This window comes from Polynucleobacter sp. AP-Feld-500C-C5 (genome assembly GCF_018882265.1).
Taxonomy (GTDB): Bacteria; Pseudomonadota; Gammaproteobacteria; order Burkholderiales; family Burkholderiaceae; genus Polynucleobacter.
In genome coordinates this window covers 188,695-214,949 of sequence record NZ_JACVOW010000019.1, presented here as the reverse complement: position 1 = coordinate 214,949, position 26,255 = coordinate 188,695, and the positions used below count along the sequence as shown (strand labels likewise).

Sequence of the window (26,255 nt, the reverse complement as noted above, 5' to 3'; positions counted from 1 at the left end):
TTATTTCCTTCTTTGATACTGGGTTGATCCAAAGAGTTGCTCTCTCGCCTTGTCATCATGCAAAGGTTTGCGTAATGCGGTGAGTACTTCACACCCGCGCTGTACAGCAGGCCGTTTACCAATCATCTCAAACCAGCGTTTGAAATTGGGGTAATCGTTGATCTCGATCCCCTGATTTTTCCAATTGCGTGTCCAAGGATAAATTGCCATATCAGCGATTGAATACGTTTTACCGGCAATATAGGGATTATCTTTCAGTTGAGTATCTAGCACCCCATAAAGACGCTGTGCCTCATTGGTATAGCGATTGATGGCATATTCAATTTTCTCAGGGGCATACAAGCGAAAGTGGTGGTTTTGGCCAAGCATGGGGCCTAGACCACCCATCTGGAACATAAGCCATTGCAAGACATCGTATTTGCCACGAATGGTCTTGGGTAAGAATTTGCCAGTTTTACTGGCTAGGTAAAGCAAGATGGCGCCGGACTCAAAGATGCTGATGGGCTTGCCATCAGGACCGTAAGGATCAACTAATGCAGGGATCTTATTGTTAGGGCTGATTTTTAAAAAATCAGGGGTAAATTGATCGCCAGCGCCAATATCAATTGGGTGCGCAATCCAATCACGACCTAAGCGATAGCCACATTCCTCTAGCATGATGTGCACTTTGTGGCCATTGGGAGTTGGCCAACTGTATACATCAATTACCTTTTTTGCGGCGTTTGATTTCTTGATTGTCATGGATCTTCCCTTGATTTTTATAAGGCTTGTAAACGTTCTAAGGCAGTAGATAAGGTTTGCTCTTGCTTAGCAAAGCAAAAACGAATGACGCCTGACTCCGTAGGCTGTTCATAAAATGCTGAAACTGGAATGGCAGCAACACCAACTTCAGTAGTTAACCATTTGCAAAATTCAGCTTCTGGTAATTTAGCTTCAGGAATATTCAGCGCCGTGTAATCAACGCATTGAAAGTAAGTCCCCGGTGTTGGTAGTAACTTGAATTTTGTTTTCTCTAGTCCTGCTTTGAAAAAATCTCGCTTGGCTTGATAAAAAGCAGGGAGGTTTAAGTAGTGCGATGCCTCGGAGAGGTATGAAGCTAAACCGTATTGCATGGGTGTGTTCACAGTGAAGACATTGAACTGATGAACCTTGCGAAACTCTGCTGTCAGTGGGGCGGGTGCTGCGACATAGCCTACCTTCCAGCCAGTGACGTGATAGGTCTTACCAAAACTGGAGATTAAAAAACTTCGTGCAGCTAATTCAGGATGGGAGGCAACACTATGATGGTGAGCGCCATCGTAGACCATGTGTTCATAGACTTCATCACTCAAGACAAGAGTTGAGGTGTTCTGTAACAAGCTTGCTAAACGATCTAAATCAGCCTTCTGCCACACCATGCCAGTGGGGTTATGCGGCGAATTGATCATCAGCAGTCGAGTCTGAGGACTGATTGCTTTTTGCAGTGCATCCCATGGGATGTTGTATGAAGCAACCTGTCCATTAGCATCACGTACTGCCTCTAGAGAAACCGCAATCGTTTTGCCACCGGCTAATTCAATCGAAGGCCTATAGCTATCGTAAGCAGGCTCGATGATGACAACTTCATCACCAGGGCTCACGCAAGCCAGAATGCTTGTCAGAATTCCTTGTGTGCCACCAGCAGTGATAGTGATTTCAGATTCAGCATCATATTGATGGCCATATAAGTTTTGAATCTTCTGTTGAATACCATTGCGTAAATTGGGAATCCCAATCATGGGTGGATATTGATTGTGATCAGCCAGCATCGCCCCATTCACTTTGGCAATTAAATTGCGATCGCAGGGAAAGTCCGGAAAGCCTTGACCTAAATTAATAGCCTGATGTTTGGTGGCAAGCGCAGACATCACCGTAAAAATCGTTGTACCGACATTCGGAAGTCGGCTTGGAAACGATGGGGTGGAAGGGGTAATGTCTTGCGAGCTCATATAGTCAATAGAGAGTGGTTAGATGATCGCGAAAGCGCTTTTGTGCGCATAAATCCGGTAATCGCTAGAATGGAAGAAATACATATACAAATTGTGCCATGTTGATCGTACTTTCTCCCGCTAAATCCTTAGATTACAAGACCCCTGTCAAGGTCAAGGCGCCCACCTTGCCTGAGTTTGTCTCAGAATCTGCAAAGTTGATTGCCGAACTCCGGAAGTTAGCCCCTCAGGACATCGCCAAACTGATGGGTTTGTCTGACCAGCTGGCTACCTTAAATGTGGGGCGCTATCGAGATTGGTCTAAAAAATTCACGGCTGAAAATAGCAAGCCAGCGATCTATGCATTCGATGGCGATGTTTATGATGGTTTTGATGTCAAAACGCTGAACGCCAAGGCGGTCGATTTTGCCCAAGACCACATTCGTATTTTGTCTGGCTTGTATGGCGCCCTAAGGCCGCTTGACTTGATGCAAGCCTACCGCCTGGAAATGGGCACCGCTTTTAAGAACGCCAGGGGAAAAGATCTGTATGCCTTTTGGGGCAGCAGGGTGACAGATTCCCTAAAGCAGATTTTGGATCAGCAAAAGAAGCCCGTTTTACTGAACTTGGCTTCTGAAGAGTACTTCAAGGTCTTGCAGCCCAAAGAGTTGGGTTGCCAGGTGATAGCCCCCGTCTTTCAGGATGGCAAAGACGGTAAGTACAAGATTATTTCTTTTTATGCGAAGCGTGCTCGCGGCTTAATGGCTAGGTATGTGGTGGAGAATCGTATTACCGATCCGGCAGATTTAAAAGGTTTCAATTTGGATGGTTATAAATACTATGCTGCAGAATCTAAGCTAGATAAACCCATTTTTAGACGGGCAGAGAAAAAATAATGGCCGTACATCGCACTAAACCTTCTCAACGCAGTTCGCCAGAAGTAGAAAAGCTGGTCGCCGATGCTATCTCTCTAGCCGCTTCAGGTAGTCAGATTGAAGATCGTTTTTGGGAGGAGCGCTTGAATGTACGCTTGATGCGTTTGCTTAAAAGTCAAAACCAAAATGTGATTGATGCCGCCTTGGATCAAACCTTTCGTATCAATACCGTAGCGTTTGAAGTCCTAGCGGATATCGCTGAAACGCTTGCTGAGTCCCTCAAGATGGAGCACGAAGGCCAGGAGTGGGATGTGTTGTTATTGGCTATGCCCATCGTTGCGCATACCCGCTATCAAATTCCTTCGGGTCCTTTGCCATCGAGCATTATTGAAGCGACTGCTGGCGCATTAAACGCCTCAATCGCTGCTACCGATACGCGTTTAGCAATTGTTCCTTGGCTCTACAGCATTGATCAAATGCCACATTCTCATTGCCAAACACGTGTGTTAACTGAAGCATTGGCAACTGCGGCCATCTCTGGCAAGGATGTCAAACTCGAGTTGCGCGATATGTCGGAGACGATTGCAGTTCTGGCTGATCCGCGTTTCATTATTGCCGCACTGAGCGCCCCTAGCGGATCACCCATTTTTAAATGGCAAGAAGAATCGCCGGCAAGACAGGAGCGTGGTGTCAGTCTCATTGGCTGGCAAAACGCGATGCAAGAGCCACTCGCAGCAATGCTGCCTGGATGCGAGTTTGAGCTCTTGTTACCGGAGGCCTACTTTACTAACTGCCGTTTGGCAGATAAGCATGTGCGGCCATTAAGTATTCGTGCAGGCGTTAATTTCCTCGAAAGCACGCTAGGCATCTTGCCTGCTGGCTTATCTTGCGTGGTTGGTGCCTTTGGTGAAGAGCAGGCCGATGAATACCGCATCTCCTTTAGCGTCAAGGGTTCCTCCGAAATTATGTATGGTGTGATTTGGCCTTTATATGATCGTGAGAGCGTGGCGAGTGATGCCTTAAATGATTTATCGGATGACGAGAGCCCGATTAAAAAAATCTGTGATGCCTTGCATGACGCAGGAGTAGAAGATGTATTTCGTCATGCGATGCTATTTGACCCAGAGCTCTGCGACGATTGCGGCGCGCCTCTTTTTCCAGATCGATCTGGTGAGGCCGTGCATGCAGAAATGCCGGAAGATACGCCAACACAGCAACCACTCTTTCATTAAGTAGTTATAACAAACTCGAAAATATTAACCGAGTAATAAAAAAGCCGAGGATCTCTCGGCTTTTTTATTTGATGCTATTAAAACTTAGTTCTGAACAAAAGGCTCTGCACCAGCAAACAAATGGGGCAATTTGCCAGATTTCATTTCTGCTGTTTGGCAGAAATCAGCTAAGCGATTACCCGTCTTGATATTAAATAACATGGCTTTATTGCCAAGCACTACCAGGTCATGCCCAGTGTCAGTGTTCTTGTAACGCAAGCTACCTGGCAATGAGGTTTGACGATTCAAGTCGTAAGTCTTGGCTTCCCAAGTCAGACGAACTTTCTCGAGAGTGCCAGTTGTTTTGAATTGCTTACTCTCGCTGCAAGTCCACGTAAATACTTCTTCACTAGCGCTCACATTTGTAACGCCAATGAGGGCGGCAAATACAAAGCTTAAGGACAGAAGAGATTTGTTCATGTATTTTCCTAAGAGGATTAAGAAAGCAAGTGCTTAACGCCTGCTTGCTCTTCAAGCAATTCATTTAAGGTGTGATTCATGCGCTCGCGTGAGAACTCATCGATCTCTAAACCTTCGACCATTTTGTACTCGCCGTTTTCACATGTCACTGGGAAACCATAAATCACTTCAGCTGGGATACCGTATTCGCCTTTAGAGGCAATTCCCATGGTGACCCATTTGCCATTGGTCCCTAGAACCCAATCATGAACGTGGTCAATTGCTGCATTAGCTGCGGAAGCTGCAGAAGAGAGGCCGCGCGCATCAATAATCGCCGCACCACGCTTACCCACTGTAGGAATAAAGACATCTTTATTCCATGCTGCATCGTTGATGGAGTCTTTCACTGACTTGCCGTCAACCGTTGCAAAGCGATAGTCAGGGTACATGGTTGGGCTGTGATTGCCCCAAACGACTAGCTTCTCAATGCCAGCAACGGGTTTATTTAATTTAGTAGCCAATTGCGAGAGCGCGCGGTTGTGATCAAGGCGCAACATCGCGGTAAAGTTTTTCGCAGGAATATCTGGTGCAGATTTCATGGCGATGTAAGCGTTCGTGTTTGCTGGGTTGCCAACCACCAATACCTTGACAGTCTTTTTGGCAACTGCATTGAGTGCTTTACCTTGGGCAGTGAAGATCTGTGCGTTAGCGGAGAGCAGATCTTTGCGTTCCATGCCGGGACCGCGGGGACGTGCGCCAACCAATAGGGCGACATCAATCTCTTTAAATGCGGTCAAGGGGTCAGAGTGAGCGGTAACGCCAGCCAAGAGTGGGAATGCACAATCTTCGAGCTCCATGATCACGCCACCCAATGCTTTTTGCGCTTTTTCGTCTGGAATTTCAAGTAATTGCAGAATGACGGGCTGATCCTTGCCCAAAAGGTCGCCATTGGCGATGCGGAATAAAAGGGAATATCCGATTTGACCGGCTGCACCGGTTACGGCGACACGCATTGGGGCTTTTGCCATTACTAATAACTCCAGAGGATGGTTAAGAGGTTAATTAAGGAAACTTTTCTATTATCCATTCAAGTGTAGGAACTTTCGCTTTACACTGTCAAAGATGTCTTATACAAGACTAGAATTACACTTAATTTTATCCAATTGCTTTCCGCTGGAGCCGATTTGTCAGAAGTAAATTTGCCGATTGCCTCTTTTAGCCCTCTGTACGAACAGATTAAGGCAATGATTTTGGCTAGCTTGCAAGCCTCTGAGTGGCTGCCAGGGGAGGCTATTCCCAGTGAAATGGAGTTAGCGGCCCGCTATGCCGTTAGTCAGGGCACGGTTCGCAAGGCGATAGATGAGCTGGCTGCACAAAATTTATTGGTGCGACGCCAGGGTAAGGGCACCTATGTAGCCACCCACCAAGAAGACGATTGGCAATACCGATTCTTACGCTTGGCACCTGATTCTGGTGAGAAATTTCATCTCACTAGCCGATTCTTGGTTTGCCAGCAGACTAAGGCAAGCGCCTACGTCGCCAGTTTGCTGAAATTAAAGGCAGGTGACACCGTCATTTACATTGATCGTGTTCAGAGTTTTGCTGGGCAAGCCATTGTTTATGAAGAGATTTGGCTGCCTGGAGCGCGCTTTAAAGATTTAAATCTGGATACTCTGAATGAATGGCATGGGCCAGTTTACGCTCTATATGAGAGCCAGTACGCTACTCACATGGTGCGTGCTGAGGAAAAAATCAAAGCAATTGCGGCCGATGAGACTCTGGCTAAGCACCTCCAACTGGCAGTAGGCGCCCCATTGCTTTCGGTAGAGCGGGTGGCGTTCACATATGGCAGTAAACCAGTAGAAATTCGACACGCAAGATACGACACCGCTGAGCAACATTACGAAAACAAATTGAACTGAACTTATCCGTAAAACCCCCTTTAAACCCCTATAAACCCTTAAAAACCCCCAATAGCCTCAAGGTTTCCAATAGAATATGTTGCGACACAACAAAATCAAACTGAACCTCCACCTAAAGATAGAGATTACCCATGGTTGAAGCACAGCAAAATGTAAAAAAAGATCGACAGGTTTATCGCAATATTGGTCTGGCCCAGTTGATTAAATATCGCCTGCCTTGGGCCGGAAAAGTCTCCATCCTTCACCGCATTAGTGGGGCAGTCTTATTCCTCTTGTTGCCATTCATTTTGTACCTCTTCGACCAAAGTCTGGCTTCTGAGGTGAGCTATCAGAAATTTCAAGCCTTCACCAGCAACATCTTGGTAAAAATCATTTGCCTCGGTTTGATCTGGTCTTTCTTACATCACTTCTGTGCTGGTATTCGCTACCTCTTGCTCGATTTAGAAATCGGCGTAGAGAAGTCTGAGTCCAATCGTTCCGCCATCATCGTGTTGGTGCTTGGTATCGCTCTCACTACTGTAGTGGGTCTCAAATTATTTGAGTTGTACTAAGCGCTCATTATTTAAGGAAATTTCATGCCTATTTATCAAATTGGACCAAAGCGCTTAGTAGTTGGTGCTCATTACGGACTTAAAGAATGGATCATCCAACGCGTTACTGCGATTGTGATGGTGGTATTTACAGTTGTCTTGCTAGTCGACTACTGCGTAACTGGTAGTGCTAGCTACGAGGGTTGGGCTGGTCTGTTTAGTAATCAGTTCATGAAGTTGCTGACTTTTTTGGCTTTCTTTAGCTTGTTCTATCACGCTTGGATTGGCGTGCGTGACATCTGGATGGATTACATCAAGCCCGTCAGTATTCGTTTGACACTGCAAGTGTTGACCGTTCTGTATCTCGTAGCCTGTGCGGCTTATGCCGTTCAAATTTTGTGGAAAGTGTAATTCGATGACTGCGATTCAAAAATCATTGCCACGCCGCCGTTTTGATGCGGTCATTATTGGGGCGGGTGGCTCGGGTATGCGTGCTTCATTACAGTTAGCGGAAGCCGGCCTCAATGTGGCGGTATTAACTAAAGTCTTCCCAACCCGTTCACATACAGTAGCTGCGCAAGGTGGTATTGGTGCTTCATTGGGTAATATGAGTGAAGACAATTGGCACTATCACTTTTATGACACCATCAAAGGATCTGACTGGTTAGGTGACCAAGACGTGATCGAGTTCATGTGCCGTGAAGCGCCAAAAGTGGTTTACGAGTTAGAGCATTTCGGTATGCCTTTCGATCGCAATCCAGATGGCACGATTTATCAGCGTCCATTTGGCGGTCACACCGCAAACTACGGCGAGAAACCAGTACAACGTGCTTGTGCTGCCGCTGACCGCACTGGTCACGCCATGTTGCATACCTTGTATCAACGTAACGTCCGCGCTAAAACGAACTTCTTCGTAGAGTGGTTGGCGCTCGACTTGATCCGTGATGACGAGGGTGATGTGGTTGGTGTTACTGCCCTTGAAATGGAAACAGGTCAGGTATACATCTTGGAAGCCAAAATTGTGATGTTGGCTACTGGTGGTGCAGGTCGCATTTGGGATGCATCGACTAATGCCTTTATTAATACCGGTGACGGTATGGGGCTTGCAGCTCGCGCAGGTATCCCATTGGAAGATATGGAGTTCTGGCAATTCCACCCAACAGGTGTAGCTGGGGCAGGTGTATTGTTAACTGAAGGTTGCCGCGGTGAAGGTGGCATCTTGCGTAATAAAGATGGCGAGCGTTTCATGGAACGTTATGCGCCAACCTATAAGGATTTGGCTCCTCGCGATTTCGTATCGCGGTGTATGGATCAAGAAATCAAAGAGGGGCGCGGTTGCGGTCCTAACGGTGACTATGTTGTGCTGGATTTGACGCACATTGGTGCCGAGACCATCATGAAGCGTTTACCTTCGGTTTATGAAATCGGTATGAACTTCGCAAACGTTGACGTCACTAAAGAGCCAATCCCTGTTGTGCCAACGATTCATTACCAGATGGGTGGTATTCCAACCAATATCAATGGTCAAGTGGTTGTTCCAGCAAATGGCAAACACAATGAAGTCGTTCATGGTTTGTATGCCATTGGCGAGTGTTCATGCGTTTCTGTGCACGGCGCAAACCGCTTAGGTACTAATTCATTGCTCGACCTCTTGGTATTCGGTCGTGCAGCAGGTAACCACATCGTTGGTTTGAATCTTAAGAATCGTGAGTTCAAGAAATTACCTGCGAATGCGGGTCAGCAAACCTTGGAGCGTATTGCGAAGTTGGATAACTCTCATTCTGGCGAGTATGCACAAGATGTCGCTAACGATATTCGTAAAACGATGCAGAAATACGCCGGTGTATTCCGTAACCAAGAGCTGATGGATGAAGGTGTTCGTCAAATGGCGAAACTCACCGAGCGTGCAAAAAACTTGTGGGTTAAAGATAAGTCTGAGATTTTTAATACCGCCCGTATTGAAGCTTTGGAAGTGGCTAACTTAGTTGAGACAGCAAACGCAACTATGATTTCTGCGGCAGCTCGCAAAGAAAGTCGTGGCGCACACTCGCATGACGATCACCAGCATCGCGATGATGACAACTGGATGAAACACACTCTTTGGTATAGCGAAGGCAATCGCTTGGGCTATAAGCCAGTCCAATTGAAACCATTGACTGTTGATTCAGTTCCTCCAAAAGAACGTACTTTCTAAGTAAGAGAGATAGAAGATGAGTGATATCCGTATATTTGAAATTTACCGCTACGATCCAGATGTCGATGCAGCACCACGCATGCAGCGCTATGAGTTAGAGCTTACTGGTGAGCGTATGTTGTTGGACGCCTTGATCTCTTTGAAGAAACAAGATGAAACTATCTCGTATCGCCGCTCATGCCGTGAGGGTGTATGCGGTTCAGATGCAATGAACATCAACGGTAAAAATGGTTTGGCTTGCTTGACCAATATGTTGACTTTGCCTAAGGTCATCACATTGCGTCCATTACCTGGCTTGCCAGTCGTACGTGATTTGATCGTCGACATGACTTTGTTCTTCAAACAATATTTGTCTATCAAGCCTTATTTGGTAAACGACAATCCACCACCAGAGAAAGAGCGTTTGCAGAGCCCTGAAGAGCGTGAAGAGTTGAACGGCTTGTATGAGTGCATTCTGTGCGCATCTTGCTCAACCTCATGCCCCTCTTTCTGGTGGAATCCTGATAAGTTTGTGGGCCCTGCAGGTTTGTTGCAGGCCTATCGCTTTATTGCTGATAGTCGGGATGAAGAGACCAGTCAGCGCTTGGATAACTTGGAAGATCCATACCGCCTATTCCGTTGCCACACTATTATGAATTGCGTAGATGTATGTCCTAAGCATTTGAATCCAACCAAGGCGATTGGTAAGATCAAGGAGTTGATGGTTCGTAGGGCAGTATGACCCTCGGTAATGCAGAGTTATATCGCTTAAAAAGTGATGCTCGCAGGGGCTTGCTAGAGAACGATTTAATTCTGCAGCGTTTCTTTGAGCGTTACGGCGCTCAGTTAAGCGTGGAAGATGGCAAAGTATTGAGCCAGTTATTGGCCTTAGATGACAATGACCTGATGGATTTATTAATCGGTCGTAAAGATTCGGTGGCTGGACTGGAGCAGGAGATGCAGTCTGACTCCTTTAAAACAGTTTTACAAAAGCTGAGAGTGAAGTAATTCAGTCTTTTGGTGCAAGTAGTAGTGCAAGCGTGTGATCGAATAGTGTATTAATCATAATTTTGAATGACTAAGGATTAGAAATGATTGAATCGGACATCAAGGCAAAACTCTCGTTTTCGGATGGAACACCAGATATTGATCTGCCAATTTATAAAGGCACGGTTGGTCCTGATGTCATCGATATTCGCAAGCTCTATGGTCAAACTGGTAAGTTCACTTACGACTCAGGCTTTCTATCTACTGCATCCTGCAATAGCAAAATTACTTACATCGATGGTGACAAAGGCGAGTTGCTCTATCGTGGTTACCCGATTGATGATTTGGCTGCGAACTGCGACTTCTTAGAGGTTTGCTACCTTTTGATTAATGGCCAATTGCCCAACGCGACCGAGAAAAAAGATTTCGATCAAATGGTGATTCACCACACCATGGTCCACGAGCAATTGCAATTCTTCTTGCGCGGTTTCCGTCGTGATGCCCATCCCATGTCTGTGTTAACTGGTTTGGTTGGTGCCATGGCTGCGTTCTACCATGATGAGATTGATTACAGCGATTCCTATGCACGTGAAGTGGCGCAGATTCGTTTGATTGCGAAGATGCCAACCTTAGTGGCAATGTCGTACAAGTACTCCGTAGGACAACCTTTTATCTATCCAGATAACTCTTTGTCATACACCGCAAACTTCATGCGCATGATGTTTGCTACGCCGTGTGAAGAGTACAAAGTAAATCCAGTTTTAGTACGCGCTTTGGATCGCATCTTTATCTTGCATGCAGATCATGAGCAAAATGCCTCCACCTCAACCGTTCGTTTGTGCGGTTCTTCAGGTACGAACCCTTTTGCTGCCATTTCTGCCGGTATTGCTTGTCTTTGGGGTCCAGCCCACGGTGGTGCTAACGAAGCTTGCTTGCAAATGTTGAATGATATTCAAGCACAAGGCGGCGTGGATAAGATTCATGAGTTCATCGCTCAGGTGAAAGACAAGAACTCGAGCGTACGTTTGATGGGCTTTGGTCACCGCGTTTACAAAAACTTCGATCCACGCGCTAAATTAATGCGTGAGACTTGCTATGAAGTTTTAAATGAACTTGGCCTACAAGACGATCCATTATTCAAACTGGCGATGACCCTGGAGAAGATTGCCTTGGAAGACGAGTATTTTGTGAGCCGCAAGCTCTATCCAAACGTGGACTTCTACTCAGGTATTGTGCAGCGCGCACTGGGTATCCCAACGGATATGTTCACTTGTATTTTTGCGTTAGCAAGAACAGTTGGCTGGATTGCTCAGTGGGAAGAAATGATTACGGATTCCGAGTACAAGATTGGACGTCCACGTCAGTTATATGTTGGTGAAACTTCACGTAAGGTTCCTAACATTTCCGTTCGTAAATAAAGGTTTTAAGGGTACTCATGTCTCGTACGCTTTATGACAAATTGTGGGATGACCACGTTGTTTACTCGGAAGAAGATGGCACAGCCACGATCTATATTGACCGTCAGTTGCTCCATGAGGTAACCAGCCCTCAGGCATTTGAAGGCTTGAATCTGGCTGGTCGTCCGGTATGGCGCATCTCCGCCAACTTGGCTGTTTCGGATCACAATGTTCCAACCACAGACCGCTCGGCAGGAATTGCAGATCCCATATCTAAGCTGCAAGTCGACACCTTAGATCAAAACTGTGATGCATTTGGTATTACCCAATACAAGATGAATGATGCTCGCCAAGGCATTGTTCACGTGATTGGACCAGAACAGGGTGCAACCTTACCTGGCATGACTGTTGTCTGCGGTGATTCACATACCAGCACGCATGGCGCATTTGGTGCCTTGGCATTTGGTATTGGTACATCGGAAGTGGAGCACGTCTTGGCCACTCAAACCTTGCTCATGAAAAAGAGTAAGAACATGTTGGTGCGGGTAGATGGCCGTTTGCAACCCGGTTCTACAGCTAAAGATATCGTCTTGGCGGTGATCGGCAAGATTGGTACTGCGGGTGGCACTGGTTACTGTATCGAGTTTGCTGGTGAAGCGATTCGGAATTTGTCTATGGAAGGTCGTATGACCCTCTGCAATATGGCGATTGAAGGTGGCGCAAGATCTGGTTTGGTGGCTGTGGATGAAACTACGATTGAATACATTCAAGGTCGCCCTTATGCTCCTCAAGGTCAAGCCCTATTGCAAGCAATGCAGTATTGGAGAACATTGCATTCGGATGCAGATGCCCAGTTTGATGCGGTAGTGGAATTGCGCGCTGAAGAAATCGCTCCACAAGTCACCTGGGGCACCTCTCCTGAGATGGTGCTTGCTATCAGCGACCGTGTTCCTGATCCGGAAAAAGAGCGTGATCCAAACAAGCGCTCTGCGATGGAGCGTGCTTTGGAATATATGAATCTCATACCGAATACGCCACTGAGCAGTATCTCTGTGGATAAAGTATTTATTGGTTCCTGCACTAATAGCCGCATTGAAGATATTCGGGCTGCTGCAAAAGTGGTGGATCGCATTGGCAAGAAAGTGGCTGCTAATGTGAAGCTGGCATTGGTAGTTCCTGGCTCTGGTTTGGTGAAAGCCCAAGCAGAGCGGGAAGGCTTAGATCGAATTTTTAAAGCTGCTGGCTTTGAATGGCGCGAGCCCGGTTGCTCTATGTGTTTAGCCATGAATGCTGATCGCTTAGAGCCTGGTGAGCGATGTGCCTCTACATCGAATCGTAACTTCGAAGGTCGTCAAGGTAATGGCGGTCGCACCCATTTGGTCAGTCCGGCAATGGCGGCTGCTGCGGCGATTGAGGGCCATTTTGTTGATGTTCGTAAGATTTCATAAAGGTAATCCAGATGAAATTTCCTTCAGTCTCATTGATTTCTCGATTAGCCATCGTTGGCATTGCAGGTGTGATCATCTCTGCTTGCAGTAATACCATGGAAGGCATGGGCAAAGATTTGCAAACCATGGGTAGTGCCATGGGCGGATCCGGTGCAAATTCTACTCAGCAGAATCAATCTCAAACTAAGGGTAAGGACGTTGTCATTACCCCTGTGAAGTAAACAAAAAATATAGATAGAGTCAGAGTCATGGAAAAATTTACGGTATACAAAGGTTTAGTTGCTCCACTGAATCGTGAGAACGTGGATACCGATGCCATCATTCCGAAGCAGTTTTTAAAGTCCATCAAGAAAACGGGCTTTGGTCAGAACCTATTCGATGAATGGCGTTATTTAGACCATGGCGAACCTGGTCAAGATTGCAGTACTCGTCCAATTAATCCTGACTTTGTGCTCAATCAGCCGCGCTACAAAGGCGCCGGTATTCTCTTGGCTCGCAAGAACTTTGGTTGCGGTAGTTCACGTGAACATGCGCCATGGGCTTTAGACCAATTTGGCTTCAGGGCCGTGATTGCCCCTAGCTTTGCCGATATTTTCTATAACAACTGCTTCAAAAATGGTGTTTTACCCATCGTTTTGACCGAAATGCAGGTAGATCACCTCTTTAACGAGACGATGGCTTTTAGTGGTTATCAACTGACAATTGACCTAGACGCTCAACAGGTTATCGCCCCTGACGGCAGCGCCTATAGCTTTGAGGTAGCCCCCTTTAGGAAGTATTGCCTCCTCAACGGTTTGGACGATATTGGCTTAACTCTGCGTCATGCAGATAAAATCAAGGCTTATGAAGCTGAGCGCATCCTCAAGATGCCTTGGCTTGCGACACAATTGCCGTAATTCGTTGATTTAAAGGCCTTTCATGAAAATTGCAGTTCTCCCGGGCGATGGGATCGGCCCGGAAATTGTTGCTCAAGCCGTTCGCGTTCTTCAAGCGTTAGGCCCAAAGTTTGATCTAGAGGAAGCTCCTGTGGGTGGCGCTGCCTATGACCAGGCTGGACATCCTTTGCCGCCAGCGACTTTAGAGTTGGCAAAAAAAGCTGACGCTATTTTGTTTGGCGCAGTCGGTGATTGGAAATACGACACGCTTGCTCGTGAACTTCGCCCAGAGCAGGCCATCTTAGGATTACGTAAACACTTAGAATTGTTTGCTAACTTTAGGCCAGCGATTTGCTATCCAGAACTCACAGCAGCATCCAGCCTCAAACCAGAAATTATTGGTGGCTTGGATATTTTGATTGTGCGTGAACTCAATGGCGATATTTACTTTGGTCAACCACGCGGTATTCGTAGCTCAGAGTTGCCATTATTTAAAGGTGCTCGTGAAGGTTATGACACCATGCATTACAGCGAGCCAGAAGTAGAGCGGATTGGTCGCGTTGCATTTGAAGCGGCACGCAAGCGCGGTAAAAAAGTGTGCAGCGTGGATAAAGCGAACGTATTAGAGACTTCGCAGTTGTGGCGTGAAGTCATGATTCGGGTTTCTAAAGACTATCCTGATGTTGAGTTATCCCACATGTATGTCGATAATGCAGCAATGCAATTGGTGAAGGCGCCTAAAGCATTTGATGTAGTCGTGACCGGCAATCTGTTCGGTGACATTCTGTCGGACGAAGCAGCGATGCTCACAGGCTCGATTGGCATGTTGCCTTCTGCGTCATTGGATAAGAACAACAAAGGCTTGTATGAGCCAAGCCACGGCTCTGCGCCTGATATTGCTGGTCAAGGGATTGCTAATCCTCTGGCAACGATTTTGTCTGCAGCCATGATGTTGCGTTATTCCTTGGGTATGCCTGCAGAAGCTGACCGGATTGAAAAAGCAGTACAAAAAGTGTTGGCACAAGGCTTACGTACTTCTGATATTTATACAGAAGGCACTCAAAAGGTATCTACTGTACAAATGGGTGATGCAGTAGTTGCGGCACTCGCTGGATAAATAAGTCAATATTTTCACTAGGTAGTTAAATCATGGCAAATACAAAAACACCGTTGGTAGGTTTAGTTGGCTGGCGAGGAATGGTTGGCAGTGTTCTCATGGAGCGCATGCTCGCCGAGAAAGATTTTGATTTGATCGAGCCGGTTTTCTTTAGCACGAGCCAAGTAGGCGGCGAAGTTCCCTTGCTCAATGGTAAAAAAGTCACCAAGAGTGAAAGTACTTTGCAAGATGCCAATGACATCAAGGCATTGTCCCGTTGCGACATCATTCTGACTTGCCAGGGTGGTGATTACACCAATGAGATCTTCCCCAAGCTGCGTGCGGCTGGTTGGAATGGTCATTGGATTGATGCTGCTAGCGCATTGCGCATGAAAGATGATGCTGTATTGATTCTCGATCCAGTCAATCGTCCCGTGATTGATAAGGCATTAGCTGCGGGTGGAAAAAATTGGATCGGTAGCAACTGCACAGTCAGTTTAATGATGATGGCTATGGGTGGTTTAGTGAAGGCTGACATGGTTGAGTGGATTAGTGCCATGACTTATCAAGCAGCTTCTGGTGCAGGCGCTCAAAACATGCGCGAGCTACTATTACAAATGGGCGCTTTGCGTGACAGCGTGGCTGCAGAATTGGCAGACCCATCTTCCTGGATTTTGGATATTGATCGTAAGGTGACTGAAACCTTACGTTCACCCGATTTTCCGAAACAGAATTTTCGTAATACTGCTTTAGCTGGAAGTTTGATTCCGTGGATCGACGTACCTCTCGAGCATGGGCAAACCAAAGAAGAGTGGAAGGGTGGCGCTGAGTTCAATAAGATCTTAGGTCGCCCTGCATTCCGGACTCCTGGCAGCATTCCAGTTGATGGGATATGTGTGCGGGTTGGAGCGATGCGCTGCCATTCCCAGGGCTTGACAGTGAAGTTGAAGAAAGATGTTCCCCTCCAGGAGATTGAAACGATCTTGGCAAACGATAGTCAGTGGGTAAAAGTCGTGCCTAATGATCGTGAAATAACTGAGCGTGATTTATCGCCAGCAGCCGTTAGCGGTACCTTAACAGTACCTATCGGACGTTTGCATAAATTGGCGATGGGTCCAGAGTATTTAGGTGCATTTACCGTCGGCGATCAGCTATTATGGGGAGCAGCTGAGCCCTTGCGCCGCATGCTCAGAATCTTACTGGAGAGGTAATTACATTGATGCTAGGTCTTGGCCAATCGAGATTGCTCAAAGTAATTTGCTTTACTTTGCTCAGTTGGTCCTGTGCGGCCAGTGCGATTCATTTGGGCGTTCCTAAATTACAGTCAGTACCTGGTGAGCCCTTACGCGTAGAAATTCCCATTAGAAGTGGAGTGGACGAAAAGGATGCATTGCCATCCCTTACTGTTGAACTTCCAGGTAAGACGGCCTTCGAAAAACTGGGGATCTCGCAAAAAATTCTGGATTTGAATCCGCAGGTAATGATTTATCGAAATCGTCAAGAGCAGTTGATGGTTTTAGTAGAAACTGTAAATCCCGTACCAATCACTGATGATCCATTCCTAGATGTCTTAGTGAAGATGAATTGGTCAAGTGGAAGTCTCACTAAAACATATACCTTCCTCTTAGGTGATACGCAGAAGGTGACTGTAAAACCTGGTCAAAGTCTTTCTGAAATTGCCACCATCATGGCGCCACGCCTAGAGGGTGCTAGCTTAGATCAGACCATGCTGGCTTTATATAAAGCAAATCCTGATGCGTTTGCCAGCGGTAGTGTGAATAGATTAATTTCTGGAGCCGAGCTGAATAAACCAAGTCAAGCACTCTTGCGCTCCATTAGTCCTGTTGAGGCCAATCAGTTCGTGGCTGATGCTAATGAGCAGTGGCGCTCTGAGAAGGGTGGTAAAGGCGATAAAGGTGTAGATGGTTCTAGTAAGGGTGGAAAAAATAAAGCTGCTGAGAATGCTGCAAAAGATCGCTTGAAAATTGGCTCCAGTGCAGAAGGCAGTGCTGAGGAGCGTCGTTATACAGAAGACCTAGTCGCACAAGAAAAAGAACTAGAACAAGCTAAAGCACGTGTTGCAGAACTGCAAAAGAATATTGCTGACTTACAGCGCCTCTTGGAAAAATCCAAAGGAAAAAAATCATCTGAAAATAATTATGGCTTGGGTGGTTTTGGGCCAGCCGCTTTGGCGATTGGCTTAATTGCATTCACGGGACTTTTACTTTGGGTTTTGGCGCGTAACGCCCGTAGCTCAGAATCGGCTTCATTTGAGGAGAAAGATCTAGACCCCCAGAAGCCTACCCCTGCACCCCATTTTGAAATGCCTGAGCGTGCCAAGACATTATTTTCAGGAATCGATCTTGATCTTTCTAAGCCACCGAAAGAGTCGCATCCCGAAGTTGCGCCAGACAATAATCCTTTGGCGGATACCTTGCGTGTCAAACTGAATCTGGCTCGCGCTTACATCACGATTGAAGATTTCTCGGCAGCGAAGAAGTCTTTAGAGGACATTATTCGTTCTAGCAGCTCGGTAGATCCAGCCATTACGATTGAAGCGCAAGGCTTATTGTCAGAGCTTTCACATCGTCAGACTTAGGTGTGAGCGATGCGTATAGCGCTCGGTCTCCAATATGATGGTAGTCCTTATGCTGGATGGCAAGTTCAGCACAATCAAAATACCGTACAAGCAGAACTAGAAAAAGCAATTACGGCTTTTATTGGTGAAGAGGCCAAAGGCTTTCCGGTACAAACCATTACTGCCGGTAGAACAGATGCTGGAGTTCATGCTCTCGGACAGGTAGTTCATTTTGATGCTCAGGTTGAGCGTGAAGATTTTTCTTGGGTGAGGGGGGTGAATTCTTTTTTGCCCGGATCTATTGTGGTGAACTGGGCTAAGGTCGTCCCCGAAGAGTTTAGTGCCCGCTTCTCAGCATATAAGCGAACCTATATTTATGCATTGCATGCAGGCCCTTGCCGTTCTCCTATGATCGATGCGCGTGCAGGTTATGTGATGCTGCCACCCAATCAATGGTTCGATATAGATGCCATGAAAGAAGCAGCCCTATGTCTCATTGGCGAACATGACTTCACATCATTTAGATCTTCCGAGTGTCAAAGCAAGACCCCAGTCAAAACGATGTATGCGATTGACATCATTTCTGCAGAACCTTGGTTGTATTTTGTGATTCGTGGGAATGCCTTCTTGCATCACATGGTACGTAATCTGGTCGGTAGTTTTTTGCAAATAGGGCGGGGTAAGCAAAAGCCAGAATGGATGGCGCAATTGTTGGCCGCAAAAGACCGCCATCTTGCTGCGCCTACCTTTATGCCGGATGGCCTATATTTAAGCAAAATTGCTTATCCACCGGAATTTGATATTCCTGCCCCTTGGCTAAAAAACTCTTGGTTGCCAGATCGGGTCACCGGAAAATAGGCTCCCGAAAGCCTTATCATTGATCTATGGGCTTATTGACATACTCGCCGGGGCGAACCCGGGTCAAAATCTGTGGTTTAAAGACCTCAGCGGATATTGATGCCGCCGTTTTGGCTGGAGTAGATGCCGTTGGATTTGTCTTTTACCCTCCCAGTGTCCGAGCCGTAAGCCCCAATATTGCCGCCCAACTGATTTCTAGGCTCCCAGCGGGGGTAGATGCGGTTGGATTGGTAGTCAATGCTTCAGATGAGGAGTTTGCCGCTATCCGCGCTACGGCTGCAATCACTTTATGGCAGTTTCATGGGGATGAGACCCCGCAAAGATGCGTGCAGTTGGCACAAGGCCAGCATTGGATAAAGGCGGCGCGTGTAGGAGCCCAGTTCGCTTTTGATGATTTTTCCCTACAATATAGGGATGCAAACGCTTTTCTGCTGGATGCTCTCGTTGAGGGTTATGGTGGCGGAGGCGTTCCTTTTGATTGGCAAGGAATTCCACAAACATGGGTAAGCGAAAACGCGCCTCGGGTCGTTTTGAGTGGTGGATTGAACACGCACAACGTGGGCGAGGCAATTGCACGCCTGCATCCTTGCGCAGTTGACGTCTCTAGTGGCGTAGAAAGCAGCAGGGGTGTCAAAGATCCTGGGCTCATGGCTGATTTTGTAAAAGCAGTGCGCGCAGCAGATGCGAAAGCATCATCCCAATAATTTGCTGTAGATAAATCAAAAGAGGTAGCTATGTACGACAAGCCAGATGCACGAGGACACTTCGGTCCTTATGGTGGTGTGTTTGTTTCTGAGACATTGATGTATGCATTAGATGAGCTCAAAGAAGCCTATGCAAAATATCAACATGATCCTGAGTTCATTGAAGAGTTCCACTACGAACTGAAACACTTTGTCGGTAGGCCTTCACCGGTCTATCATGCGAAGCGTTGGAGCGAAATGCTCGGCGGCGCACAGATCTATCTCAAGCGTGAAGACTTAAACCACACTGGTGCCCATAAGATTAATAATGTCATTGGTCAAGCGATGCTCGCCAAGCGCATGGGTAAGCCACGCATCATCGCCGAGACAGGAGCAGGGCAACACGGTGTTGCTACTGCCACGATTTGCGCGCGCTTTGGTCTGGACTGTACTGTGTATCAAGGTTCTGTAGATGTAGCGCGTCAAGCACAAAACGTATTTCGGATGAAGTTACTAGGCGCCAAGGTAGTTCCCGTTGAGTCTGGAACCAAAACCTTAAAAGATGCACTGAATGAAGCGATGCGCGATTGGGTGACCAATGTAGATAACACTTTTTACATCATCGGTACCGTTGCAGGTCCGCATCCTTATCCGATGATGGTGCGTGATTTCCAAAGCGTGATTGGTGAAGAGTGCAAAGTACAAATGCCAGAGATGACTGGTCGTCAACCAGACTTTGTATTAGCTTGCGTTGGCGGCGGCTCAAATGCTATGGGTATTTTCTATCCCTATATTGATTTTCCAGAAGTGAAATTGGTTGGTGTAGAGGCTGCAGGCCATGGTCTGGGTAGTGGTTTACATTCAGCAGCACTGTGTGTTGGTAAGCCAGGTGTATTGCACGGTAATCGCACTTACTTGCTTCAGGATGAGAATGGTCAGATCTCGGAAACGCATTCTGTTTCTGCTGGCATGGACTATCCAGGTGTTGGTCCTGAGCATGCTTGGTTGAAAGATTCTGGTCGTGCTGACTATGTGGCTATTACGGATGAAGAAGCACTCAAGGCTTTCCATGACTGTTGCCAAATTGAGGGCATCATTCCTGCGCTAGAGTCTTCCCATGCGATTGCTTATGCCTGCAAGCTTGCTAAGACTTTGCCAAAAGATAAAACCATCTTGGTCAATCTCTCAGGCCGTGGCGACAAGGACATGCACACCGTTGCACAAGCAACAGGATCAGAAGGTTAATTAAAAAATAGCATGTCAAAAATTACTGCACTCTTTAAAGAGTTAAAAGCAACGGGTAAAAAAGGCTTGATTCCGTTTATTACGGCTGGTGATCCCGATCCTGGAATGACGGTAGAACTCATGCACGCATTAGTGCGCGGTGGTTCCAGCGTCATTGAATTGGGTGTGCCATTCTCTGATCCAATGGCTGATGGCCCTGTCATTCAAAGATCATCTGAGCGTGCATTAACGCATGGCGTCACTTTGCATTCTTGTTTAGAGATGGTCAAAGAGTTCCGTAAAAAAGATGCGACTACTCCAGTGGTACTCATGGGCTATGCCAATCCGGTTGAGCAAATGGGAACAGAGCGTTTTGCAACCGAAGCTAAAGCAGCGGGTGTGGATGGTGTCTTGGTGGTGGATTACCCGCCAGAAGAGTGCGTTGACTTTGCAGCACGTATGCGCGTTGCGGGAATCGATCCCATTTTCCTATTGGCACCAACTTCATCACACGAACGTATTAAAGATGCTGCCAAGATCGCCTCTGGATACATTTACTATGTATCTATGCGCGGAGTAACTGGGGCCTCACATCTGAATACCCAAGATGTCGCTAGCATCATTCCTAAAATCCGCGAAGAGACTGATATTCCCATTGCGGTGGGCTTTGGAATTAGCGATGCTGCGAGCGCTAAGGCAGTATCTGCTAGCGCTGATGCGGTGGTCATTGGTAGTCGGATTATTCGTCTTTTGGAGGATGCGCCCCCAGGGCAGGCGGTACAATCACTGGAAACCTTCATTCGTGAGATTCGAGACGCATTGGATAGTCAAAACTAATGAGCTGGATAGATAAATTACTCCCTCCCCAAATTCAACATACTGATCCTGCGAATCGCAAATCAGTACCAGAGGGATTGTGGGTAAAGTGCCCTAGTTGCGAAACGGTTCTCTACAGCACGGATATCGAAGCCAATCTTTCAGTCTGTCCAAAATGTAGTCATCACATGCGCATCGGCGCACGTCAGCGTCTGGAGAATTTACTCGATCCAAAAGGTCGTTACGAAATCGGTGCTGATATCTATCCAACTGATCCCCTAGAATTTAAAGATTCTAAAAAGTATCCAGATCGGATTAAAGAAGCAAATGACGCTTCTGGCGAAACGGAAGCTCTGATTGTGATGGGTGGAAAAATTGAAGCCATTCCAGTAGTCGCAGCTTGTTTTGAGTTCCAATACATGGGTGGCTCTATGGGCTCCGTGGTAGGTGAGCGTTTTGCACGCGGTGTGCAAGAAGCTATCAATAAAAAATGTGCTTTCATTTGCGTAACCGCTACTGGCGGCGCTCGTATGCAAGAGAGCTTGCTGTCCTTGTTTCAGATGGCGAAGACTAATTCGATGTTGACCTTGTTGTCTAAAAAAGGTTTGCCTTATATCAGTGTATTGACCGACCCAACCATGGGTGGCATCTCCGCTAGTTTTGCTTTTATGGGTGATGTGGTAATGGCGGAGCCAAAAGCCTTGATTGGTTTTGCTGGCCCGCGCGTGATTGAGCAAACCGTTCGGGAAAAATTGCCAGAAGGTTTCCAGCGCTCTGAGTTCTTAATGCAAAAAGGGGGCATCGACATGATTGTGGATCGCCGTCAAATGCGTGGTGAGATTGCGCGACTCTTAGCACTCTTGCAGAAACTTCCTGAGCCTGCGATCGCGGGTAGCGCAGCTGTCTAAGCGCTTGAGCACAGCACACCAAGCCCCAATTCTTTTCACCAGCCTCGAGGCTTGGCTGAGTCACCTCGAAACCGCTCATCCCCTTGGTATCGATATGGGTCTTGAGCGTATTAATCGCGTTAAGGCTGCACTAGACCTTCACTTTGATTGTCCAGTTATTACTGTCGCCGGTACGAACGGCAAAGGTTCTACCTGTGCCTATCTAGAAAGTATCCTGCTGGCTTCTGGCTATCGAGTGGGTTGTCACACTTCACCCCATTTACTCAGTTTTAATGAGCGGGCTCGCCTTAACGGCGAAGAAGTGAAAGATGCTCTTTTGTTAGAACACTTTGTAGCGGTCGAACAAGCCCGTGTGAGTCTGGTCGATGCACCAACGCTGACCTATTTTGAGTTCACCACTCTGGCGATCATGCATTTGTTTGCTAAAGCAAATTTAGATGCCGTGGTACTTGAGGTGGGCATGGGTGGTCGTTTAGATGCCGTCAATATTGTGGATGCAGATTGCGCCATCGTGACAAGTATTGATATTGATCATGCGGATTTTTTGGGTGATACGCGTGAGGCAATTGCTTTGGAAAAAGCCGGGATCTTTCGCTCTGGCCACATTGCTGTCTGCGGTGACCCCGTGCCGCCACAATCTTTAATTGACTATGCAGAAAAGTTGGGTTGTGATCTTTGGTTGCAGGTTCGGGACTATAACTTCCAGGGTGATAAACAGCAATGGGGTTGGGCTGGCCGGAATAAACGCTTTAGTGGGCTTGGTTACCCAGCACTGCGCGGTGCTAATCAGATTCTGAATGCTTCTGCTGTGATTGCTGCCTTAATGGCTTTGCATCAACGTTTGCCAGTCAGCGCGCAGGATATTCGCAATGGTTTTGCCATGGTCGAGTTACCGGGTCGTTTTCAGGTTCTACCAGGTCAACCGACGGTGGTCTTGGATGTTGCTCATAACCCCCATGCTGCCGCCACTCTAGCTCAGGGTTTAGACAAAATGGGCTATCACCCCTATACCTATGCCATTTTTGGCGCTATGGCTGATAAAGATATCGAAGGCGTGATAAAGCCGTTGCTGGACATCGTGGATTTCTGGTTTTGTACGGATTTGCCAACCCCTCGGGCAGCGTTGGCAAAAACCTTAGCCCAGCAACTTGAGGCTCTGGGAGTAAAGCCAAAAAATGGGGCTGATGGTGGTATCGAAATCTTCGAAAATCCAGCTTCAGCGTATCAAAAAGCGCTATCTCAGGCTGGTGAGGGTGATAGAATTGTGACCTTCGGATCCTTCTATACTGTTGCAGGCGTAATGGCTTATCGAAACAACCAGGCGCATTGATCCATGATTCGTTTACCGAGCTTTTTTAAGCGAAAAACTCAGGCTGATGACCTTGAATTGGGTTCAGCTAGGCGTCGTTCTGCTCAGCGGACCGCTCCCCGTAGTTTCCAACGAGCCCTTGAAGCTGAAGAGCTTGCCCTCACCGAAGATCCAGAACAACAAAGAGCGCGCCATCGATTGATTGGCGCGGCAGTATTGGTTCTGATTGCCGTTGTTGGTTTACCTCGCATTCTCGATAGTCGGCCAAAGTCTGCGCCTAACGATATTGCAGTCAATATCGTCACGAGTTTGCCAATCCCTGGTATTGAAGCAAAGCCGGAAGCCAGAACTGAAGAAAGAGTAAAAGTAGACACCCCAGTGGAGTCTGCTAAAGAATCCACGCCTGCTCCCGAAATAAAGTCTGAAGCAAGGACAGAACCTAAGTCAGAAACAAAGCCTGCTCCTAGCAAGGCTGCTGGTCTTGGATTGGCAACAGGAGAAGAGGTGGTTTCTGCTTCTAATGCTAAAGCAAAGACGGATGATGCGACCAAAGACAGTGTCAGTAATGCTAACAGTGCAAATACTGCAAGTGGCTCTGGTAAGTTCATCATTCAGCTTGGCGCATTTGCATCTGAAGATCGCACTAAAGGCTGGGTTGCTAAACTGAAAGATCAAAAGATTCCAAACTACGTGTTTAATAAAACAGGTAGTGATGGGACTAAGCTTTATGTTTTGCGAGCTGGTCCATTCACAGATAAAGATTCTGCAGAAGCAGCAGAAAAGAAAACCAAGGCAATGGGTCTTTCACCAAGACTTGTTGAGACTGGTAAGCAGTAATGGAATACTTATCCACCTTAAAGCTAACATCGGTGGATTATTTCACCCTAGTGGTACTTTTGGTGTCTGCCCTAGTGGGTATCTCACGCGGATTATTTAAAGAAGTTCTGGCGCTTGCTTCTTGGTTCGTCGCTGCTTGGGTGGCTTATCACTACAGTAACTATCTTTCTACTGAATGGCTTTCAACCTTTCATCTAGACGAATTGCTCAGCCTTGGTTTGAGTTGGTTCATTCTGTTTGTATTGACTTTGATTATCTGTGGATTGTTCGGCGGCTTAGTGCAAAAGATTATTTTGTCAGCAGGCTTAAGTTTGACGGACCGTTTTTTAGGCTTGGCGTTTGGTTTATTACGCGGTGGCTTGATTGTGGTGGTACTTGCCACCTTGGCAGCCCTGACTCCTATTCCACAGAGTGTGGCATGGAAAAACGCGCTTACCAGGCCGACCGTTGATATGGCTACTGGATTAATTAAAGGTTGGTTACCAGCCGATTGGGCAAAGCAATTGAGTAATACAATGCCTAAGATCACCCCAACCATTACTCCTACATTAACAATAGGAAATTAGAGATATGTGCGGCGTCGTCGGAACTGTTTCCCACTCCCCAGTCAACCAACTTCTCTATGATGCTTTGTTGCTCTTGCAGCATCGCGGACAAGATGCTGCCGGCATTGCAACGATGAACGGTAATTCGTTCACGATGCATAAAGCCAATGGCTTAGTGCGAGACGTGTTTAGAACTCGCAATATGCGCAGCTTAGTAGGTAATGCTGGTATTGGCCAAGTACGTTATCCCACCGCTGGTTCAGCAAGTAGCGAAGAAGAAGCGCAACCGTTTTATGTCAGTGCCCCTTACGGCATTATTTTGGCTCACAACGGCAACCTCACCAATGCTCCAAGCTTACGTGTAGAGATGGCTTATCGAGATCGTCGCCACATTAACACCAGCTCAGATACCGAAGTATTGCTAAACGTCTTAGCAGATGAACTTCAAAAAGAAACAAATAGTGCTGCCTTGGATGAGGGCGCGATGTTTAATGCTGTCACCGGCGTAACAAGTCGCGTTAAGGGTTCATACGCCGTAGTCTCTTTGATTGCTGGCTATGGCTTGCTAGCATTCCGCGATCCATTTGGTATTCGTCCTCTTTGTATTGGGCGGATTGATACACCGCAAGGTCCAGAATGGATGGTAGCCTCTGAATCCGTTGCACTGGAAGGTCTCGGATTTACCTTTGTGCGGGATGTTAATCCTGGTGAAGCCATCTATATTGATTTAGACGGCAACTTCTATGCGCGTCAATGTGTGCCGAATGCTGTTCTGACGCCTTGTATTTTTGAATACGTCTATATGGCTCGTCCAGACTCCACCATCGATGGAGTCACGGTCTATAACGTGCGTATGCGCATGGGTGATTACTTGGCAGAGAAGATTCGCAAAGAGACTAATGTCGATGAAATTGATGTAGTTATGCCGATTCCGGATTCTAGTCGTCCTGCAGCAATGCAAGTGGCTAAGAAATTAGGCGTGGATTATCGCGAAGGCTTCTTTAAGAATCGTTATATCGGTCGTACTTTCATCATGCCGGGACAGGCTGTGCGTAAAAAGTCTGTTCGTCAGAAACTCAATGCCATGCGGATTGAGTTTAAAGATAAGACTGTCTTGATCGTGGATGATTCTATTGTCCGTGGCACTACCTCATTTGAGATTGTGCAAATGGCACGCGAGTCTGGCGCTAAGAAAGTGATCTTTGCCTCTGCTGCACCTCCAGTGCGCTTCCCGAACGTCTACGGTATTGATATGCCAACGCGTAGCGAGTTAGTTGCCTATGGTCGCACTGATGAAGAAATTAACAAGATGATTGGCGCCGACCAACTCATCTATCAAAGCGTTGAAGATATGAAACAGGCGGTAAGGGATATCAATCCCAATCTCCATAATTTCGAAGCCTCTTGTTTTGATGGGCATTACATTACTGGCGACATTAATGAATCGTATTTGGATGCCTTGGAAGCGCAGCGTAATTCTTCTGCTGCACAGGCAGACCGTCAGCGTGATTCAAGCGACTTTGCTCGCTCCCAGCTCCACCTACATTTGGCTACCGAAGACTAAAAAGCGACAAGAAT

At 47.0% G+C, this 26,255-nt stretch carries 28 protein-coding genes; 24 read left to right on the top strand and 4 right to left on the bottom strand.

Annotation, left to right across the window (positions count from 1 at the left end):
• Both ICN21_RS02860 and ICN21_RS02855 read right to left on the bottom strand, forming a co-directional pair.
• On the bottom strand, positions 1 to 741 hold the full coding sequence (locus ICN21_RS02860; RefSeq protein WP_216176570.1) for a glutathione binding-like protein: 741 nt from the start codon (positions 739 to 741) through the stop codon (positions 1 to 3).
• Between the two features lie 17 nt (positions 742 to 758).
• Entirely contained in the window at positions 759 to 1,967 is a 1,209-nt protein-coding gene (locus ICN21_RS02855) for a pyridoxal phosphate-dependent aminotransferase (protein WP_216176568.1), read from the bottom strand.
• Positions 1,968 to 2,065: 98 nt separating this feature from the next.
• Between ICN21_RS02855 and yaaA the strand changes: the two genes are divergently transcribed.
• Both yaaA and ICN21_RS02845 read left to right on the top strand, forming a co-directional pair.
• Positions 2,066 to 2,842, top strand: coding sequence for a peroxide stress protein YaaA (gene yaaA, locus ICN21_RS02850; RefSeq protein WP_216176566.1), 777 nt, complete (start codon positions 2,066 to 2,068; stop codon positions 2,840 to 2,842).
• Entirely contained in the window at positions 2,842 to 4,053 is a 1,212-nt protein-coding gene (locus tag ICN21_RS02845; protein WP_215294840.1) for a DUF2863 family protein, read from the top strand. Before yaaA ends, ICN21_RS02845 begins: the two co-directional genes overlap by 1 nt.
• A gap of 84 nt (positions 4,054 to 4,137) precedes the next feature.
• On the opposite strand, the gene ICN21_RS02840 is transcribed toward ICN21_RS02845, so the two are convergent.
• Together ICN21_RS02840 and ICN21_RS02835 are read right to left on the bottom strand one after the other, a co-directional pair.
• On the bottom strand, positions 4,138 to 4,512 hold the full coding sequence (locus tag ICN21_RS02840; protein ID WP_215294839.1) for a hypothetical protein: 375 nt from the start codon (positions 4,510 to 4,512) through the stop codon (positions 4,138 to 4,140).
• 17 nt (positions 4,513 to 4,529) lie between these two features.
• Complete coding sequence (locus ICN21_RS02835) at positions 4,530 to 5,519, bottom strand: malate dehydrogenase (RefSeq protein ID WP_215294837.1); 990 nt, start codon at positions 5,517 to 5,519, stop codon at positions 4,530 to 4,532.
• Between the two features lie 156 nt (positions 5,520 to 5,675).
• Between ICN21_RS02835 and ICN21_RS02830 the strand changes: the two genes are divergently transcribed.
• The 22 genes from ICN21_RS02830 to purF all read left to right on the top strand — a co-directional run bounded on the left by ICN21_RS02830 (position 5,676) and on the right by purF (position 26,241).
• On the top strand, positions 5,676 to 6,413 hold the full coding sequence (locus tag ICN21_RS02830) for a GntR family transcriptional regulator (RefSeq protein WP_215318106.1): 738 nt from the start codon (positions 5,676 to 5,678) through the stop codon (positions 6,411 to 6,413).
• Positions 6,414 to 6,544: 131 nt separating this feature from the next.
• Positions 6,545 to 6,964 carry a succinate dehydrogenase, cytochrome b556 subunit gene (sdhC, locus tag ICN21_RS02825; RefSeq protein WP_216176564.1) on the top strand — a complete coding sequence of 140 codons (420 nt, stop codon included), beginning with the start codon at positions 6,545 to 6,547 and terminating at the stop codon, positions 6,962 to 6,964.
• A 24-nt stretch (positions 6,965 to 6,988) separates the two neighbouring features.
• Complete coding sequence (sdhD, locus tag ICN21_RS02820; protein WP_216125824.1) at positions 6,989 to 7,354, top strand: succinate dehydrogenase, hydrophobic membrane anchor protein; 366 nt, start codon at positions 6,989 to 6,991, stop codon at positions 7,352 to 7,354.
• A 4-nt stretch (positions 7,355 to 7,358) separates the two neighbouring features.
• Entirely contained in the window at positions 7,359 to 9,137 is a 1,779-nt protein-coding gene (sdhA, locus tag ICN21_RS02815; protein ID WP_216176562.1) for a succinate dehydrogenase flavoprotein subunit, read from the top strand.
• A gap of 16 nt (positions 9,138 to 9,153) precedes the next feature.
• Positions 9,154 to 9,858 carry a succinate dehydrogenase iron-sulfur subunit gene (locus ICN21_RS02810; RefSeq protein ID WP_215294049.1) on the top strand — a complete coding sequence of 235 codons (705 nt, stop codon included), beginning with the start codon at positions 9,154 to 9,156 and terminating at the stop codon, positions 9,856 to 9,858.
• Positions 9,855 to 10,124, top strand: coding sequence for a succinate dehydrogenase assembly factor 2 (locus tag ICN21_RS02805; RefSeq protein WP_216176560.1), 270 nt, complete (start codon positions 9,855 to 9,857; stop codon positions 10,122 to 10,124). Before ICN21_RS02810 ends, ICN21_RS02805 begins: the two co-directional genes overlap by 4 nt.
• An 83-nt stretch (positions 10,125 to 10,207) precedes the next feature.
• Positions 10,208 to 11,521, top strand: coding sequence for a citrate synthase (gene gltA / locus ICN21_RS02800; RefSeq protein WP_216176558.1), 1,314 nt, complete (start codon positions 10,208 to 10,210; stop codon positions 11,519 to 11,521).
• A gap of 17 nt (positions 11,522 to 11,538) precedes the next feature.
• The gene (gene leuC / locus ICN21_RS02795) at positions 11,539 to 12,948 is read left to right on the top strand and encodes a 3-isopropylmalate dehydratase large subunit (RefSeq protein WP_216176556.1); all 1,410 of its coding nucleotides are present in this window, start codon (positions 11,539 to 11,541) and stop codon (positions 12,946 to 12,948) included.
• Between the two features lie 11 nt (positions 12,949 to 12,959).
• Positions 12,960 to 13,169, top strand: a complete 210-nt coding sequence (locus ICN21_RS02790) for a hypothetical protein (RefSeq protein ID WP_215294821.1) — start codon at positions 12,960 to 12,962, stop codon at positions 13,167 to 13,169.
• Positions 13,170 to 13,196: 27 nt separating this feature from the next.
• Positions 13,197 to 13,844, top strand: a complete 648-nt coding sequence (leuD, locus tag ICN21_RS02785; protein WP_215294819.1) for a 3-isopropylmalate dehydratase small subunit — start codon at positions 13,197 to 13,199, stop codon at positions 13,842 to 13,844.
• 22 nt (positions 13,845 to 13,866) lie between these two features.
• Positions 13,867 to 14,940, top strand: a complete 1,074-nt coding sequence (leuB, locus tag ICN21_RS02780) for a 3-isopropylmalate dehydrogenase (RefSeq protein ID WP_216176554.1) — start codon at positions 13,867 to 13,869, stop codon at positions 14,938 to 14,940.
• A gap of 32 nt (positions 14,941 to 14,972) precedes the next feature.
• On the top strand, positions 14,973 to 16,130 hold the full coding sequence (gene asd / locus ICN21_RS02775; RefSeq protein ID WP_216176552.1) for an aspartate-semialdehyde dehydrogenase: 1,158 nt from the start codon (positions 14,973 to 14,975) through the stop codon (positions 16,128 to 16,130).
• A gap of 8 nt (positions 16,131 to 16,138) precedes the next feature.
• The gene (locus ICN21_RS02770; protein WP_216176749.1) at positions 16,139 to 17,518 is read left to right on the top strand and encodes a FimV/HubP family polar landmark protein; all 1,380 of its coding nucleotides are present in this window, start codon (positions 16,139 to 16,141) and stop codon (positions 17,516 to 17,518) included.
• A gap of 9 nt (positions 17,519 to 17,527) precedes the next feature.
• Positions 17,528 to 18,355 carry a tRNA pseudouridine(38-40) synthase TruA gene (truA, locus tag ICN21_RS02765; RefSeq protein ID WP_216176550.1) on the top strand — a complete coding sequence of 276 codons (828 nt, stop codon included), beginning with the start codon at positions 17,528 to 17,530 and terminating at the stop codon, positions 18,353 to 18,355.
• A 26-nt stretch (positions 18,356 to 18,381) separates the two neighbouring features.
• The gene (locus ICN21_RS02760; protein WP_216176548.1) at positions 18,382 to 19,059 is read left to right on the top strand and encodes a phosphoribosylanthranilate isomerase; all 678 of its coding nucleotides are present in this window, start codon (positions 18,382 to 18,384) and stop codon (positions 19,057 to 19,059) included.
• A gap of 30 nt (positions 19,060 to 19,089) precedes the next feature.
• Positions 19,090 to 20,283 (top strand): tryptophan synthase subunit beta, encoded by a 1,194-nt coding sequence (gene trpB, locus ICN21_RS02755; RefSeq protein ID WP_071465577.1) that lies wholly within the window; start codon positions 19,090 to 19,092, stop codon positions 20,281 to 20,283.
• A gap of 12 nt (positions 20,284 to 20,295) precedes the next feature.
• Complete coding sequence (gene trpA, locus ICN21_RS02750) at positions 20,296 to 21,099, top strand: tryptophan synthase subunit alpha (RefSeq protein ID WP_215294805.1); 804 nt, start codon at positions 20,296 to 20,298, stop codon at positions 21,097 to 21,099.
• Positions 21,099 to 21,986 carry an acetyl-CoA carboxylase, carboxyltransferase subunit beta gene (gene accD / locus ICN21_RS02745; RefSeq protein WP_216176546.1) on the top strand — a complete coding sequence of 296 codons (888 nt, stop codon included), beginning with the start codon at positions 21,099 to 21,101 and terminating at the stop codon, positions 21,984 to 21,986. The genes trpA and accD overlap by 1 nt, the downstream gene beginning before the upstream one ends.
• Before the next feature lie 4 nt (positions 21,987 to 21,990).
• Entirely contained in the window at positions 21,991 to 23,316 is a 1,326-nt protein-coding gene (gene folC / locus ICN21_RS02740; RefSeq protein WP_216176544.1) for a bifunctional tetrahydrofolate synthase/dihydrofolate synthase, read from the top strand.
• 3 nt (positions 23,317 to 23,319) lie between these two features.
• Positions 23,320 to 24,132 (top strand): SPOR domain-containing protein, encoded by an 813-nt coding sequence (locus tag ICN21_RS02735; protein ID WP_216176542.1) that lies wholly within the window; start codon positions 23,320 to 23,322, stop codon positions 24,130 to 24,132.
• On the top strand, positions 24,132 to 24,698 hold the full coding sequence (locus tag ICN21_RS02730; RefSeq protein WP_216176540.1) for a CvpA family protein: 567 nt from the start codon (positions 24,132 to 24,134) through the stop codon (positions 24,696 to 24,698). Before ICN21_RS02735 ends, ICN21_RS02730 begins: the two co-directional genes overlap by 1 nt.
• Positions 24,699 to 24,702: 4 nt before the next feature.
• The gene (purF, locus tag ICN21_RS02725) at positions 24,703 to 26,241 is read left to right on the top strand and encodes an amidophosphoribosyltransferase (protein WP_215318072.1); all 1,539 of its coding nucleotides are present in this window, start codon (positions 24,703 to 24,705) and stop codon (positions 26,239 to 26,241) included.
• Positions 26,242 to 26,255 lie beyond the last annotated feature (14 nt).